Raw genomic sequence first — 15,636 nt, forward strand, 5'->3', positions numbered from 1 at the left:
CAAAATTCAGGATCTCAAAATCCCAAATGCTGTAACAAACAAAACTTGTTCTCATAACATATATCATGTCTAATGAAAAAATGGGAGAGAAGCATACTACGTACGTCTTCATAGATGAAAATGATAGGAGTGTTAAGAATGCCATTTACTACAGGATGGGTCACAAACACAAGCGAATTCGGCGTGGCTGCTTCATTCATCGTGGTGAATCTCTTAAACAATAATCCAACTCTTTCAACGACATTCATCATAAAAATTTACGCTTCGGTTAATTTATCTAGTTTTAATCATATTTACTCTCACTCTGTTAATCTTGGACCAAAATCTACTCAAGTCCTGCATTATTTCATCGGTGGTAATACCGCATATGAACTCCAATACGAAGAAGAGATACCTTCTCAAATCGGCGATACCGTAGTAACGGTATACGGGATAGATGAGTCTGTAAATCTCGTTCATTAATGAATTTACTTCACAAGGTTAAGTAATCTTGTTCCTTTTGTTATTCCTGATGGATTTTAAATACTTCACCTTAATCATTCTGAAAAGCTGCGTAGAGTAGAAGTCCGAATGGAGGAATGAGCGTGAATTTGCCGCGCACTATAGACCATGCACGAATATGGAGCAGCGTGAATGCTGAAGCACAAAGACAGGGATACGTAGGAAGCTTTCCTACGTATCACATCGGTATCCCAACAAATGCGACATACGATGTATTAGCGGTATTTTTAAAAGATTTACGCAAGTTAGAGTGGAGCCAAGTAAAAGTTTTCGGAAAAGACACGAAACTCAAACTTCCTTCTATCAATGTCATTTCTCAGGTTGTTCATAAACGAGTCTACTTAAACGTAGCTGACCCCAACGATTTTTGGCAGTTACTTCGAACTGTTCAAGACTATGCAGCATCTCATAACTACGCGGGAGGATTTCCTACCCTTTTAGGTTCGGAAAGTCCTGATAATAAAGGTAGATGGGGTGTTGTTTTAGTAAGAAACTCGTTTGCATATGTAGACTATATAGATCCAGCAGATGTTGAAAATCCGCCATTTGAGGATTTGCATGCTCGTTTCAGATGGGCACATACGTTAGCAAACCAATCCTACCAGACAAAGAGCATAAGTTCGTTCCCCAACGGATATGATGGCTATTATCATTATGATAAGTATCCCTACTATGGGCATGTGTTTCAAACGTTGAGTATTGATAAAAGCATCGGGAAAATGGAACGTGTTGTATTTCAATTACCGCCACCATGAAGTGAAAATAATCTCAGAGAAAGGGGGCGACTTAAGGTCGGTCCTTTTCTTTCAGTTGTTCTAGCTATTGATTGTGTTCAATTTCCTCCGCGCTGATAGCATCGCACGTAATCGATTGCGAACTCGCTTGGATACACAGGCTGTTCAACGTTCCCACTCTCTTGTGATGGAATTTCATAGATATTTAGCATCAGTTGCATTGGATAACCAGGCGATTGTCGCGAGCAATAGACCAACTCATTGTCAATATAAAAGTCGACGCCTTCGGGAGTCCAATCGACCGCATACACATGGTAGAGCGTTGGGTCAATCGCAAACTCCCGTTCGAAAAATTCCTCTTCTATTTTCGGGTCGCCGAACGCATGGATACCAAAGCCAAGAGTACATGATCGGTCCATCACGTTCCACCCCTTCAGTTCGAATGGGCAAATTTCCGCCGAACGTTCAGGCGCATCCTCGAAACCGATCATCCAGAACGCGCAGACGTTCTGCGGCGCGCCTAATCCTCTGGCCCTAATTTCAAAATATCCATATTGTGGGACGAACAACCGCTCCTCAGACTGTTCCTCGCGAACGAGGCAATCATGAGAGAAGCGATGCTGCCCTAACGCGCTAGCAAGTGGTCCGGAGAACACCCCGGTTTGCAGGTTGCTCACTTTCACATTACCATTAAATTCAGGGCTCCATGGCCGTTGGTCTTCGGTAATGCGCAAGAGAAGCTGACTGTCTTCGAACCGATAATTCGCCGCGGCATTCCGGCGGCTACTCCATTGCGGCAAATAATAAGGTAGCCATTTCGTATCATCCAACTCGCTTGTCTCGAAATCGTCATGGAATACGAGGGTATATCCGGCTTTTTCTAAAGGGTTCCTTGGAAAAGCTAGCGTACTCATTGTAGTGCTCACTCCTCTTTCTAAAATCCCCATTGTCCTCCATATATTCGATTGTTGCCAAGATGGAATAGGATCATAATAGATGGTCTTCTTTCATTTCTGTATATTTCGCTCTATCTTCTGGATAAATGGATGCAAGATGCTTCTTCAGTTTGGCGTACTCTAATACTTTTTCTGGATGGTCGGCTGCCGTCGTATCATGATTCAACTATCGTTCCCAGTTAGTTGAATGAGATCACTTACCTCCAATCAAAAAGTTAGGATAATGGTACCAAATGAATTCAAACCAAGGTGGCGCTACATCAGTAAAATGTCCCCAACTCCCAGGCAAGTCCCCAGGATAATTACTTTTTATCTCAGAAAAATATCCTAGAACAAACTGTTCCTTAATCAAACCGTTAATAATTCTACTCAACGTTTGTGTATATTCTCTCGGCTCTTGAATTTTTTCTGGAGACTTAGAACGATCATACACCCAATCCTGATCTGGATAAGATGTGAGCGTTTCATCTTTATACGGATTTCTTAATATGTAACCAATACCATTCCAGTCCTCATGTGATAGTCCAGAGAAGAACGGATTAGCGCACATGAGATGATAAAATCCGCCTGCTTTAATTATTCGAGATACCTCATGAAAAACAACTCGCGAATCAGGAACAAATGTAAGTGAGTAGGGATGCCATACGACATCAAATGAATGATTTGCAAAGCAAGATAAGTCGCGCATATCACCTTGGTAAACATTAACTTCTACTCCATAATGCTCAGCAGCCGCCTTATCTCGCTCTAATTGCGTATGTGAAATGTCCAGAACCGAAACATTAGCTCCAAGCAAAGCAAATGCCGTTGACTGCTGTCCACCTCCACTTGCCAAACAAAGAATGTTCTTTCCTGTCAGTTCATCCATAATCCCCATTCGATCAAGACCTAAATAATCACGAGCGGACTCTTTATTAAGATCAAGATAAGGACGAGTGAAAAGCGCATCTGATTTTGCCAACGACTCCCATCTTGCTTGATTAAATAAATACACCTCATCTTTCATTTTTTAACCTCCTATTTTTTATATCCGTTAGTTGTAAAAGGGCCGCCGAGACATTTCGGTAGCCTTAGATTGAACTATCGTGCCCATTAATCATTTTGAGAAATGTTTTTATTAGTCAGGACCGCTACTATCTTAGAAATAACGCTCACCTATTCCTGTTTATTAACTTATCCACTTTCATAATGGTGCCGCGTGGCATGCTCTTCAACTATCGTATCCCGTTAGTTCACCAAGGTCGAAGTGATATATCTCATTTTATCCATCTAATTTCTTAAACCCACAGAAGTTAAACAATGCATATAAAATTTCTAAACTGCGCAATGGTGAAGCTTCTATTTCTTCTTGTTCCAAAATATCTAGTGCTATCCACGCATCACGGTGGGTTTTATTGAAGAAGCCGTTTTCTAGTCCATAACAGCCCTTTCCGACTGCATAACTGAATGCAATGCACCTATTACGTTTTATGTTTGTGGGGTTGCCTGCCGACATTTTCCAAGCCCACAACTTAGATAATTCAACTATATAATTACAATCATCATTGAACCAGTCGTGGTCCCATGTGAAAAAGCCATCTAAACTTAAATCTTTAAGAAGGTCTCGAACTACAAAGGCATAATTTGAACCGTTTGTCAGGTCATATGCCATTCTATTTCGAATTGTAGGTAAATGAAGTACAAGTGGTTTTGCAAATAAGGGGTCGGAATTCCAAAATTCGTAATCACACTTTAAAGAGTTATCTGGCAGGTATAATGTTTCTTTTATCACATCACTTTCACTAACTACAGGAAAGTCTGTAATTTCCCTTATGGGCTTATTTCTTATTACATCTTGGTATGCATCCCAATAGCCGCTTTCATCATCTATTTTAAGTTTCTTGAAATGCGGCTTGATTTCTAAAAACAATTTGACAACTTGCTCATGAATTTCCGTAGGTGCATAGCTAGTCTTTGTGCAGCCTGAGAATTTCAACTTATCGTTAAAAACAAATGATAACGATTCACATTTAGGGTGTGGAATTACAATTATACTATTTTTATCTATAGCATCAATCTTCCAATTGTTTTCATTAGAGTACAATTCTACCCGGTTGAGTATGCTACTTACGCTATCAGATGATGATGCAGTACCTTCGTAATGAATTGATAAACCCAATTATAAGACCTCCCGCGTACCCTCTTTTCAATAAAACTCGACTATTTTCATCACCAATTACTCCTTAGAATTAAACGCGAAAAATAAGTGAATGTTGCGTTAAACTGCCCGTTACTTCAAAAAAACAAGGACAGCTGCTGCCCGGCAAACTGCTCCTTATTCGTTCAGCTATCGTTTCCGTTAGCTTATTTAAAAGTAAAGTTTTACGGGTGATCTCTTGTTTCCTTATATTCATCTAGGATGAAGCCAGCATACCTTGTCGCTTGTCTTTCATTACCAATTTCAGTTAAGTTTCGTATTAAACTAACCTGCTCGTTAGTTGAGAAAACGGCAGCCATGCCGGCTGCCGATTCTTCATGCTTATTGAACTATCGTTCCTCGTTTCTTCAACAAATTAAAAAGGAGCCGCGCGTAGCAACTCCTCAATAATTGTTCCTCGTTAATGGAGTGAGAAACTTAAGACCTGACAGTTAAACCATGTGTCAAATCATGAAGAACGGGTTTGAAATCTTCTCCGAACAATTCAAAAGCAACACTGCCCTCTGTTTTTGCTACGTCAACCACAACGGCAACAGGAATCGGAGAGGTAGTATAACAGCTAAGAGCTCGAGTTAATGCTTCCAAATCTTGAGGACGGATTGGTAATAAGCAATCGATCCACTCCTTTTGTGAGATAAATAAGCGAGGTCCTCCTTTTGAATCGATCTCCTTCGATAATGTAATAAAAGCCAACCTTTGTAAATAATCCGAACCCTTGTCCTTCATATCAACAAAAACTCGTTTGACAACGAAATGATTCGTTAGATGATCAGGATGATAGCTGATTCCGTGCACTGGTAATGTTACTAATACAGTTGGTTGAATTTCTCTAATATGCTCAGCGATGGCTTGTTCTATGACGCGCGGATCCAATTGTTCCAGCCCGCCATCTGGGAAGTCAAGCACTTTGAGTCCACTAACGCCGAGTGTTGCTGCCGCGTTCTGTAATTGCTTAGACCTAACTTCTCCCATTTCCTCAACAGTTAGTCCGAGCGGAAATCTTTGAGTAGAAGATCCACCTTTTGTGAGCGTCAGCAAAAAGACTTCATGCCCTTGTTCAAGTTGCTGGTTAATGGCTAATGCCGCTCCAAACGATTCATCGTCGGGATGAGGGAACACATATAGGAATTTCACTTCAGATCCCTCCTTCATTTAAAACTCTTGTTTCAAAGGATGTTTTTCCGTTACTCTCTTTCAGAGTATTCGCGAAATGATTATACTATTCTGCACGTTACTTCAATGATAAATAGGAGCAAGTTGCCGCGGCAACTACTCCAAGTTTCGTTGAACTATCGTCTCCCGTTAGTTTAATGAACTAAGTTATCTCAGTTCTTCATTTTTTGTTTCGGAACCAAGAATCTTTCCTGTCTTGTCCATGTAAAGTTTCGTCATCATACCGTACTTGTTCTGCCCAACTACTCCAAAAAACAAGGCACGGTGATCTTTTCTAACGTTGAAATGATATCCTTTAGCCCATCCTTCCCCTGGTTTGACACCGTTTTTAACAGCAATCTGCACCATATTAGTTGAATCAAGTATGAGATCTTTTTGCGGGATAATTTCAAAGTCTTGAATATCTTCTCGAACAGTTCGCGTAATCGCAATCTTACCTTTTTTTATGTTAATGATAAAAGTTTCGTTTCTTTGACCATTGCTGAACAACAAATTCCAAACTTCTCTTTTGCCATCATTACCAAGAGTAGATGGTGGTGCTGGGCCTGTGTCACCAACACTCGTTATCAAGGTTAGACTCGCCTGTGCATCCCATTTTCTTGCTTCAGTAAGACCGATCTGGAAAGCGTCTATTAATGTAATCCCTGAACTCGTGGAGGCTGTGGCTTTACTCATTACATTAATGCAGCTTAACAAGATTATGAAAATCACAACGCCTCTCACTAACATGGACAGATTCCCCCGTAAATGTTTGGGTTATTGTCCGCATAAATGATTAAATTATTCTATCGTTCCTCGTTAGCGTAATTACCAATTTACTTTAGCATTCTCAACTGTGTATCGAATAAAATCAATTGTTTCGTCCATATCACGCTTTGTAATATTACTATTCTCGTCTTTCGATGATAAAGAACGCGTAATCAGCGAATCCCAAGGCTTGCCCAGTTCGTGTCGAGCCCAATTTATAGCTAGAGGCTTTGAGGCTACAGAACCCGTATGCAGTGAGTAAAGCATTCGGCAAAGAGTTTGTATAACAAAAACCTGCCATTTCCTAATTCTAACCCATTCCTGCCAAGAAGAATCGCGTTGGGCACATTCGAGCCACAATCCTGCAATAGCCTTTACTGAAGGTATCATTTCTTTAGGGTCAATAGGATTAATAAAGGAGCATGGTTCAGTACCAAAAACGACAATCCCATTTTCACGTAATGTGTATGTCTGAAAGATCCAGCCATCTTCAAGAGAGTTTTTGAATAACTCAGTCCCATGTTCTACTTGAGGATACTGTGTTGAGGGCGAGTTGTCATTACGAAAGGCTTTTAAAGTAATGTATACCGCATCTATCTTATTAGCCCAGGGCGAACTACTGGAAGCAAACTCAGCATGTATATCTTTCAATCTTTTGAAGAGAGTGTCGCCAATATCAATATTAGTCACAATGACAAAGTCAATATCACTGCTAACTGGGTTGAAATCTCCAAGTGCAAGCGAGCCAATCACATACATGCCAACAAAATTTTCTGCTGTAATGCTCTGAATATTCGTTAGGAAATAATTAAGGACCTCGTTTACATCTTCATAGACTGTTGGTTTGATATTACCATTCATTAGTCTATCCCCCTTTTGTTAATAGTAACTTCAAACAGATTGATTGAATTAAACTGCCCGTTACTTTAACGAAACAAGGAGCATCTGCCGCCGGCAAACTGCTCCTTGTTTGTTCAGCTAACGCTCCTCGTTAACTTAAAGTCATTATACATCGATGTTCAAACTAGAAATAAATATGTTATGAAGATTTAGAATATCCAATATATCGGTGCATAAAAGTGTTAACTCATCAGTGTCATTTGCTTTTCTAACCAATTTTAAATCTACCACAAACTTATTACCTTCACGAGTATAATTAATTAGTTTAAACGGTTTAAACGTCTTACCCTTAACCATATACTCCCAACTATTAAATATGACATCAAATTCAAATGCTCCAGTTACAAATTCATGAAGTTCATCATTAACACAAACTGTTATTTTAATATTGTCACCTTTTTTAATTTCAATATTTTTCTTAGGAAAAATTTTTTTGAAATTTTGAAATTCTGCCATGCGATACACCTCCGTCAATCAATATAATCCGTTTTATTTCCTCTTACGTCAAATTGTAAAGTTCTTATATAAAAATGGAGCATGCCGAAGTGGCTGCCCCGTTGTTATTTTCATCTAGCTATCGAGTCCTGTGAATTTAATCCATTTCCAGCTACAACTTTTCTTTTCTAAACGAAAGAATTCTAAGTTGTTCATCATCCTTGTAATTATTACATTTTGATAATTCAACATCCATAAAATCACTATCTCTTTCGTGTATTCGAATTGATTTACAGACATATTCAGTCTTGATTTTGTTGTTTGGATACCACGGATCCCGTGAATTATCAACAAGCCACTTTATTTCTTTACCATTTGAAATTATGTCATGAATGGCTGGCCCGCTATCCATTCCTGGTTCTATAATCATTAGATTGTCTCCCTGCCCCTCATTAAATCTATTTACCATTTTATCAACTCGTTCTAGGTCAGCTCTGTCAAGATGAAAAATAACTGAGTTGGTAGCAGTATCGCCATTCACTTTATTTGATTGATTTACGAGCACAAAAATGAAGACAATCAAAGCAATAATTATGAATGTCTGAGTTATAATTAAAGTTTGTTTGGATTTAATATTGTTACCTCCTTCAAAGTTATATTTACATTCTCTTACGAATACGGCGAGAATATGTTGCTCTAATCTGCCCGTTAGCGTAATGAAAAAAGAACAGCTGCCACTGGCATACTGCTCCAAGATCGGTTGAACTATCGTGCCCGTTAGCTTAATGTCACTGAGGTCTCCCCGCATACGGGTACCGTGATGAAGTGCTTTCAATCCATTCAATTATTAAACAAATTCATCATAAATAATGTTATAGGCGCAAATGCTCCTTGCATATTTGCTACTACGATGACCATCATTAACAAAGAAAGAACAACCGTGGTATTCCCAAAAACAAAGTAGGCTATTTCTTTAAATCTCCATTTTGAATCATTTGATTTAGCCATTTTTACCAATGTTTTCCAAGTATACACACTAAGTCCCACAGATAGTATCAACACGATTCCACAAACGATAGCTTTTTTAGTATGAAACTCAATGCGTTTATCAATCTTTTCCTGAAGAATAGAAGGGATATTTCCACTACCTGATTGTATCCATTCATTAAACGCATAGCGTAATTCGTCATTATATGTTAATTCATTGGGTATTTTATAAGAAAAATCAACCATTGAAAACCCATGCAACGGATGCAATACATTTGTCAGATTCTTATTTTAGGCGATCCATTAAGTTTAGACCAAAAAATGATACTAAGCCATACGAACAGGGATACCAATACCCCACCAACAATTACGAGTACAGCATGATACTTAGTATAATCACTAATGAGTACATTCACAGCGGGGTTAGCTTTTGAACCTGATTCAATTATCTCACTTAACGTACGTTGTAACTCCTCATTCATTTTAACTTCCTCCAAAATTTCATCTTTGCTTTAAATACCACGATATTATAGCGTATTTTGACCCGAAAAGTGAAGTGATTGTACTATCCTGCCCGTTACTTCAATGAAAACAAGGAGCAGCTGCTGATGGCAAACTGCTCCTTGTTTCGTTCATCTATCGTGTTCCATTAGTGGAACACGATAGATGATACTTTATTCATAAATTTTGGACGCATATAAAATATCAGCTAACACTTTCCACGTTGGTTGCTCTGGTATGGACTGATTAGTGTTTACATAGTACCTTTCCATTCCTTCTATCCATGCTTCCATCGCTTCAAGGTAACTCTCTAATGTTGGATTTTCCCAATTTTCCCTATTTATAACCAAGTCCTTCCTAAATGCAGAAAGGAACTTGAGTAAATCCTCTTTTGTCTTTATTTCGTTTATCATTTCATGTAGCTGCAATTAAACTCACCCGGCTTCCTATTCGTAATCTTTATTGAACTAGAGTCTCCCGTTAGCGTAATGAAAGTCCCAATGGGTGCTGACTCCATATTCGTTAGAAATACTTACTGACTTCATAATTTCCTATTGTTTTTGCAAGATCCAAAGGTGATACGTCATAATTATTTTTAGAATGTTGATCTGCACCATTCATTATAAGCAATTTAATAATTTCGCCATTCCCTCGCGAATTGAATACTGCTTTAAATAAAGAATTATTTCCATGAATATCTTTGATATTTATCTCGGTATTGTACTTTAACAGTAGCCTCACAACGTCTATATGATTATTTTGGCACGCATAATGTAAGGCAGTTAAACCAAGGTTATCTTGATGATTTATTCTCACTTTTTTTTGCAGAATAGATTGTGTAAATTCTAAGTTTCCTTCGATGACTGAGATAATCAAGGGTGTCCTTTGATCGTCATCTTGTACGTTTAAATCGCAATTTGATTCAATATAATCATTAAATTCATGGACACTATTTAATTGAATTGCATCAAATATGTTCATTCGTTTTCCTCATTTCGTAATAATCTCTGATGTTAACTAATCAACGAATTTCGCAAACTCTTCGCGTATGAAGTATTCGTCAAAGTTTTTAAACTATCCTGCCCGTTACTTCAATGACAAACGGCAGCCGGTAAACAATCCAGCTGCCGTCGTTCTATTGTGCTATCGTTCTCCGTTAACGTAATCGAGCGTTTTCACTTGTTTTTGTTATTTCTAAAAATACCGACTGCTAATCCGACTACAATTCCAAATGAAGTTCCATATACAATTCCAAGACCTACATTACCGAATACTGCTCCAAATGCGACACCAAAAGCGGAACCAAAAGCGGCACCTAAAGCAATTCCAAGGCCTATGAAAGAACCATTTCCGTCATCTTTCATTTTCAAATAATCACTCCGCTTCTTAATTTCATTCCAAAGCTTTACTGCTGTGACAGTTTCGCCTCATACAACGACTTTCCAAAAGATGTAGGTATAACTCAATACGTTGCCAACTACTTAATGTTTCGCTACATTATTCTGCCTGGATTCCCGTGCAACTCATAACGTTGTTACAAATAGCAATCCTAAAACATCAGCTATTGTTCCGCGTTCTGGAAATATTTATTAATTACTCCTTTAATCCTTCTAACTCCAGCAGCAGAAGATTGTTCTTTTTTAATACTGAACTTTCCTAAGTTTGCTGTATCTTCTACATGAGGTCCTCCACATACTTCTCGACTCCAAACTTTCCCTTCGTTATCTTTGATTGTATACACCTTAACGATATCCGGATATTTATCCCAAAAATTCCCTTCAACATTACTTTCTTTCGCCTCAATTTTAGGCAGCTCTGAAATATAGGTAACTGCTTTTGATGAAATCGCATCATTCACATACTTTTCCACCTCAGCTATTTGCTCTGGCGTAAGTTTTTCATCATGGTTGAAGTCAAACCGTAATCGTTCTGAAGTAATATTACTTCCTTGTTGATGAACATGATCACCTAAAACTTCCCTTAAACCAGCAAGTAATAAATGAGATACCGTGTGCAGCGCTGTTGTTTCTGTTGAATGTTCAGCTAATCCACCTTTAAATTTACCCGCAGAAGCAGTTCTGCTCTTTTCAGCATGTTTCTTTGCCGCCTCTATATAAGACGCCTTGTCCTCCATGCTATATCCACTTTCAGTTAGAAACTCTTCCGTCAACTCCAAGGGAAACCCATATGTTTCGTAAAAATAAAAGGCATCTGCACCTGTAACTTTACCCTTATTCTTAAGATGTTTTTGTATTTCAAATTCTCCTTGCTGTAAAGTTCTATAGAAAAGATTTTCTTCCTTATTTACTATTTCGATAACTTTCTTTTTATTACCGATCAAATCTTCATAAGCTGTTGCTTCATCTATATAAACTTCAGACAACTCACCCACAAAACTTCCTTGTATACCTATTTTTTTACCTGCACGAATCGCCCTTCTTAATAACCTTCTTGTTATATACCCTGCATCACTATTAGCTGGCTCCGCACCATCATTAATTAGAAAAGTAGCCGCTCTCACATGATCAAGTATGATTCTAAACGACTTTAAATCGTCAGTATATTGTTTACCACTTAACTCCATCAATTTTTTCTTGGGATTAAGGAAGAAAGCCGTATTATAAATATCCTTGTCACCATTAAGGGCTGTTGCAACCCTTTCTAATCCGCCTCCATAATCAATGTTGGGATTTTGCATTTTCACAAATCCGGTGTCTTCTTTTTTGTAACACATAAATACGTTGTTCCCAATTTCTAAAAACCTCTCGCTTACAGAAGCAGGATGATCCAGTGAATCACCGCCTGGTTCAAGATCATAGAACATTTCACTATCAGGCCCACCCGGTTCACCAACAGGCATATCCAATGGACTTCCGGCTCGACTCCACCAATTTTCTTTTTCATCGTATAAGAATATTTTTCCACCTCTAGATGCCCCATATTGATAGGGATCATCTTCAATGATAGGTTCTATACCAACTGATTTATATTTTTCTGACCAGATTTGAATGGCTTCCGTATCTTTCTGTATATTCAAATCAACACTTCCTATAAAAGCACTGATATACAGCCTGCCAGGATCAATTCCTAATTCGATAATATGCCAATTCCAAATGGCATCGATTTGCTTTTTCTTATAGTTATTTTCATTTGCTTTAAACTCCCATCGACCTATCATTTCAAAAAATGTCAGATGCGACGTATCTCCTACTTCATCAATATCCACTGTCCTTAAACACTTCTGAATATTAGCAATCTCATTACCTATCGGATGCTTTTCCCCCAATAAATATGGAACCATAGGTTGCATTCCACTTCCTGTAAACAACGTTGAGGGATCATTTTCTGGTAACAAGCTAGAAGAGGGCACTTGGCTTGCCCCTATTCCTTTCATAAAATCAATATATGATTTTCTTAACTCATCTGGTGTCATTTTCACCATGCTCAATACCTCCATTCAATTATTAATTATTCTCAGAAAATTATTTTGCGAATATTCAAACGAGAAGAAATAAAACAAAAAAGCCCTAAGCTGACATATTTCTTGTCAACTTAGGGCGAACTATTATGTCCGTGTTACCACCTAAATTCAGATTTCTCTGCACTCTATCAATACGGGATATCTCCGATATTGTTTCCTGAATAACGGTGAAACTCCGTTGAAGCCTACTAAGATTCCTCTGTTCGGTTCACAGCTCCGAGACTGCTTCACTATTAGATCAATGAAGATTCGCACCAACCATCTTCTCTCTGTGAGATCCCTAATAGCTACTATTTCTCATCATAGCCTTTTCGTTTTAAGTTAAACCAATGCTATCACACTCAACTTGCTCTGTCAATTAATTCCACTTTTTTATATGGTATAAGTCTGTCGATTCTACCATCAGCTTTCTTAAATATTCTACCCTATCCAATTGTCTGGTGGACCCTTACCCATCTAATTTCCATGTTCCTCAGCCTCATCATGCTCCTTGCTTCCAAATTTATTCAGCAATACATGCACTTCACTTTTTGATTTGGCGTTCATCAAGCTGGTTCTGAGTTCACTTGCCCCTCGAAACCCACGGACATAGATTTTGAAGAAACGGGTAAGCGCACTAAACGAACGTGGTTCCTCTGCTGAGTATTGATCATGCAGATCCAGATGGAGCCGCAGCAGATCAAGCAATTCCGCACTGCTGTGCTCCTTCGGCTCTTTCTCAAATGCATATGGATTTTGAAAAATACCGCGTCCAATCATAATACCGTCGACACCGTATTGCTCTGCAAGCTGCTGGCCGGTCTGACGGTCAGGGATATCCCCGTTAATGGTCAGAAGTGTATCTGGCGCCACCTCATCACGAAGCTTCTTAATCTCCGGAATCAGTTCCCAATGAGCTTTTACTTTGCTCATTTCCTCTCTTGTCCGAAGATGAATGGACAGATTAACAATGTCTTGTTTCAAAATATGGGTTAACCAGTCACGCCATTCGTTTAGGTCACTAAAACCGAGCCTTGTTTTTACACTGACAGGCAGTCCCCCGGCTTTAGCGGCTTGGATGATATCCGCTGCGATTTCAGGACGGCAGATCAGGCCGCTGCCCTTCCCATTCTCTGCTACATTCGCCACTGGACAACCCATATTAATATCGATGCCTTTGAATCCTTCTTTCGCCATGCCGATGCTCATTTCACGGAAAAATTCCGGCTTATCTCCCCAGATATGTGCTACAATGGGCTGTTCATCTGGGGTAAAAGTCAAGCGCCCACGTACACTTTTGTTCCCCTCTGGATGACAATAACTCTCCGTATTCGCAAACTCCGTAAAATACACATCCGGTCTGCCTGCCTCACTTACCACATGGCGAAACACAACATCTGTCACATCTTCCATAGGTGCTAGTACAAAAAAAGGTCGTGGTAAATCGCGCCAAAAGTTTTCTTGCATCATTAATAACCCCTCTATACCTACCAGAACAATCGTTGTCCTTAGAATAGTAAAATACTTGCTGTCAGTGGAACACTGTTCAAACACCATCACAGGTTAACAACAGACATTCCATAAAGTACACGACTTTATTATAAACTGAATAACGTCATGATGGGTATGTCCCCTTCGTACCGTCAACAATGTTTCGTAATTACGCCATGTTTTTTTTGCAATTGGGAATGACTAGCACCTTATACCGCTGTCGCCATTTACCAATAGCTGCCGCCGGCAAACTGCTCCTTGTTTGTTCAGCTAACGTTCCAAGTTAGCGTAATCTGGTATGCTTGAATTATTTCTCATTATCCAACCAAGTGACCTTACCTCGAACCCGGTCTCGTAGCGATACAAATGCTTATTTTCTGTAGCTTCTGTAATAATAGTAACTATCATTTTCCATATAAAATTGGTCATCCCCTATAGGCGTTCTTCTTTCAAGCAACTTAAATCCACATTTTTCAGCCAATTTGTTCGAGGGAACATTGGCACAATTAATTGTCAGGATTAAATACTTAACATCAGATACCTCAAAGCACCATTCTGCCAAGGCACTTATCGCTTCTCTAGTATATCCGTTCCGATGATGTTTTTCCGACATGAAATACCCCAGTTCGATTTCATTTAGCTTCTCTTTAAGCCCCACCCCTATCATACCAATCATCTCATCGTTGTTTGGCAAGGCAATCGCGTAGGAACGGCCAATGGAAATATCCGTATTATCCGATTGTTTTTGATACTGATTAATCAATCCATAATAATCCTGCGGATGTGAACGTCCGTCAGCCCAATCTGGCATATAACGGTATACAGCCGATTCCCTGGCTATTGAATAAAACCTTTCAGCATCTGTTTTTTTCAAGGTTCTTATAACAACATTTTGAGTTTCTATGTGCATAGCGGATACTCCTCCTACTGCAAATTTTGTTCGCTGCTAAATTTTATGGATGGGATTCCAAACTATCGAAAAGTTTGTTCCCTAAAATGAATAAAACTATTGACCTTAAAGTAACTTCAGTTAGAGCTGAGGAGCTTGATATCGATAATGTAAGCTTGGCAAAGACAAAAATTAATAACGTAAACATGAGTGATATGTCTTTGAATGATGTTAATATGGGTGGAATTAAAATCTCGAACGCAAACTTGTCGGGTTTAGGTATTCAGCATGCTAACTTTAGCCACTCTGTTATTGACCATGTCCATCTTTTTGGAACAGAATTTCATAATGTGGTTCTCCCAATGGAAGGGGACGGAAATTACCATCCCGATGGGCATTATAAACCAGTAAGTTTTCATAACTGTAACCTCTCCAATGGGCAATTAAGAAATTGTGATTTATCAAATGTTGATATAACTGATTGCGACATTACTGGATTGAAAATAAACGGTATCTTGATTTCTGATTTAATCAAGAATAAATAAAGATAAAGACTGCGAAAATCAATAAAAGAGAAGTTTTATCCAAAGAAACCACTCCATTATCAGGAGTGAGGATACTTAATCATTTCGAGGGAGCTTAATGATTAATAATGCCTCGAAGCG

Annotated in this window: 18 protein-coding genes and 1 other annotated feature; of the genes, 3 read left to right on the plus strand and 15 right to left on the minus strand. The window is 38.8% G+C overall.

Features of this window, described 5'->3' with window-relative positions; genetic code table 11:
- Positions 1-138: 138 nt before the first annotated feature.
- Positions 139-462 (plus strand): hypothetical protein, encoded by a 324-nt coding sequence (locus tag AC506A_RS14885; protein ID WP_495461771.1) that lies wholly within the window; start codon positions 139-141, stop codon positions 460-462.
- A 122-nt stretch (positions 463-584) separates the two neighbouring features.
- Complete coding sequence (locus AC506A_RS14890) at positions 585-1,256, plus strand: hypothetical protein (protein WP_495461772.1); 672 nt, start codon at positions 585-587, stop codon at positions 1,254-1,256.
- 77 nt (positions 1,257-1,333) lie between these two features.
- Here the strand turns inward: AC506A_RS14890 and AC506A_RS14895 are convergent, their stop codons facing one another.
- The 15 genes from AC506A_RS14895 to AC506A_RS14965 form a co-directional block, all read right to left on the minus strand.
- Positions 1,334-2,149, minus strand: coding sequence for a glycoside hydrolase family 16 protein (locus tag AC506A_RS14895; protein ID WP_495461773.1), 816 nt, complete (start codon positions 2,147-2,149; stop codon positions 1,334-1,336).
- Positions 2,150-2,384: 235 nt separating this feature from the next.
- The gene (locus AC506A_RS14900) at positions 2,385-3,197 is read right to left on the minus strand and encodes a class I SAM-dependent methyltransferase (protein WP_495461774.1); all 813 of its coding nucleotides are present in this window, start codon (positions 3,195-3,197) and stop codon (positions 2,385-2,387) included.
- A gap of 255 nt (positions 3,198-3,452) precedes the next feature.
- Positions 3,453-4,349 carry a hypothetical protein gene (locus tag AC506A_RS14905; protein ID WP_495461775.1) on the minus strand — a complete coding sequence of 299 codons (897 nt, stop codon included), beginning with the start codon at positions 4,347-4,349 and terminating at the stop codon, positions 3,453-3,455.
- 456 nt (positions 4,350-4,805) lie between these two features.
- Positions 4,806-5,522, minus strand: a complete 717-nt coding sequence (locus AC506A_RS14910; RefSeq protein ID WP_495461776.1) for a PIG-L deacetylase family protein — start codon at positions 5,520-5,522, stop codon at positions 4,806-4,808.
- Between the two features lie 186 nt (positions 5,523-5,708).
- Entirely contained in the window at positions 5,709-6,290 is a 582-nt protein-coding gene (locus tag AC506A_RS14915) for a hypothetical protein (RefSeq protein WP_495461777.1), read from the minus strand.
- A 78-nt stretch (positions 6,291-6,368) separates the two neighbouring features.
- Positions 6,369-7,169: an aminoglycoside adenylyltransferase domain-containing protein gene (locus tag AC506A_RS14920; protein ID WP_495461778.1), complete on the minus strand. Its 801-nt coding sequence runs from the start codon at positions 7,167-7,169 to the stop codon at positions 6,369-6,371.
- Positions 7,170-7,313: 144 nt separating this feature from the next.
- On the minus strand, positions 7,314-7,664 hold the full coding sequence (locus tag AC506A_RS14925; protein WP_495461779.1) for a hypothetical protein: 351 nt from the start codon (positions 7,662-7,664) through the stop codon (positions 7,314-7,316).
- Positions 7,665-7,815: 151 nt separating this feature from the next.
- Positions 7,816-8,487 (minus strand): DUF4362 domain-containing protein, encoded by a 672-nt coding sequence (locus AC506A_RS14930; RefSeq protein ID WP_495461780.1) that lies wholly within the window; start codon positions 8,485-8,487, stop codon positions 7,816-7,818.
- Positions 8,484-8,876, minus strand: a complete 393-nt coding sequence (locus tag AC506A_RS14935) for a hypothetical protein (protein WP_495461781.1) — start codon at positions 8,874-8,876, stop codon at positions 8,484-8,486. The genes AC506A_RS14930 and AC506A_RS14935 overlap by 4 nt, the downstream gene beginning before the upstream one ends.
- Before the next feature lie 428 nt (positions 8,877-9,304).
- On the minus strand, positions 9,305-9,544 hold the full coding sequence (locus AC506A_RS14940; RefSeq protein ID WP_495461782.1) for a DUF7660 family protein: 240 nt from the start codon (positions 9,542-9,544) through the stop codon (positions 9,305-9,307).
- Between the two features lie 109 nt (positions 9,545-9,653).
- Complete coding sequence (locus AC506A_RS14945; RefSeq protein ID WP_495461783.1) at positions 9,654-10,112, minus strand: ankyrin repeat domain-containing protein; 459 nt, start codon at positions 10,110-10,112, stop codon at positions 9,654-9,656.
- A 194-nt stretch (positions 10,113-10,306) separates the two neighbouring features.
- Positions 10,307-10,495 (minus strand): hypothetical protein, encoded by a 189-nt coding sequence (locus AC506A_RS14950; RefSeq protein ID WP_091222570.1) that lies wholly within the window; start codon positions 10,493-10,495, stop codon positions 10,307-10,309.
- 197 nt (positions 10,496-10,692) lie between these two features.
- Positions 10,693-12,573: an alanine--tRNA ligase gene (locus tag AC506A_RS14955; protein ID WP_495461784.1), complete on the minus strand. Its 1,881-nt coding sequence runs from the start codon at positions 12,571-12,573 to the stop codon at positions 10,693-10,695.
- A gap of 108 nt (positions 12,574-12,681) precedes the next feature.
- Positions 12,682-12,925, minus strand: a binding site (T-box leader).
- Positions 12,926-13,068: 143 nt separating this feature from the next.
- Positions 13,069-14,058 carry a tRNA dihydrouridine synthase gene (locus AC506A_RS14960; protein ID WP_495461912.1) on the minus strand — a complete coding sequence of 330 codons (990 nt, stop codon included), beginning with the start codon at positions 14,056-14,058 and terminating at the stop codon, positions 13,069-13,071.
- Between the two features lie 394 nt (positions 14,059-14,452).
- A complete protein-coding gene (locus tag AC506A_RS14965) occupies positions 14,453-14,992 on the minus strand; it encodes a GNAT family N-acetyltransferase (RefSeq protein ID WP_495461785.1) in 540 nt (179 codons plus the stop codon).
- Positions 14,993-15,078: 86 nt separating this feature from the next.
- On the opposite strand from AC506A_RS14965, the gene AC506A_RS14970 reads away from it, so the two are divergent.
- Positions 15,079-15,516: a pentapeptide repeat-containing protein gene (locus tag AC506A_RS14970; protein WP_495461786.1), complete on the plus strand. Its 438-nt coding sequence runs from the start codon at positions 15,079-15,081 to the stop codon at positions 15,514-15,516.
- The last annotated feature ends 120 nt before the right edge of the window (positions 15,517-15,636 follow it).

It is taken from the genome of Paenibacillus sp. N22P23, from assembly GCF_059383735.1.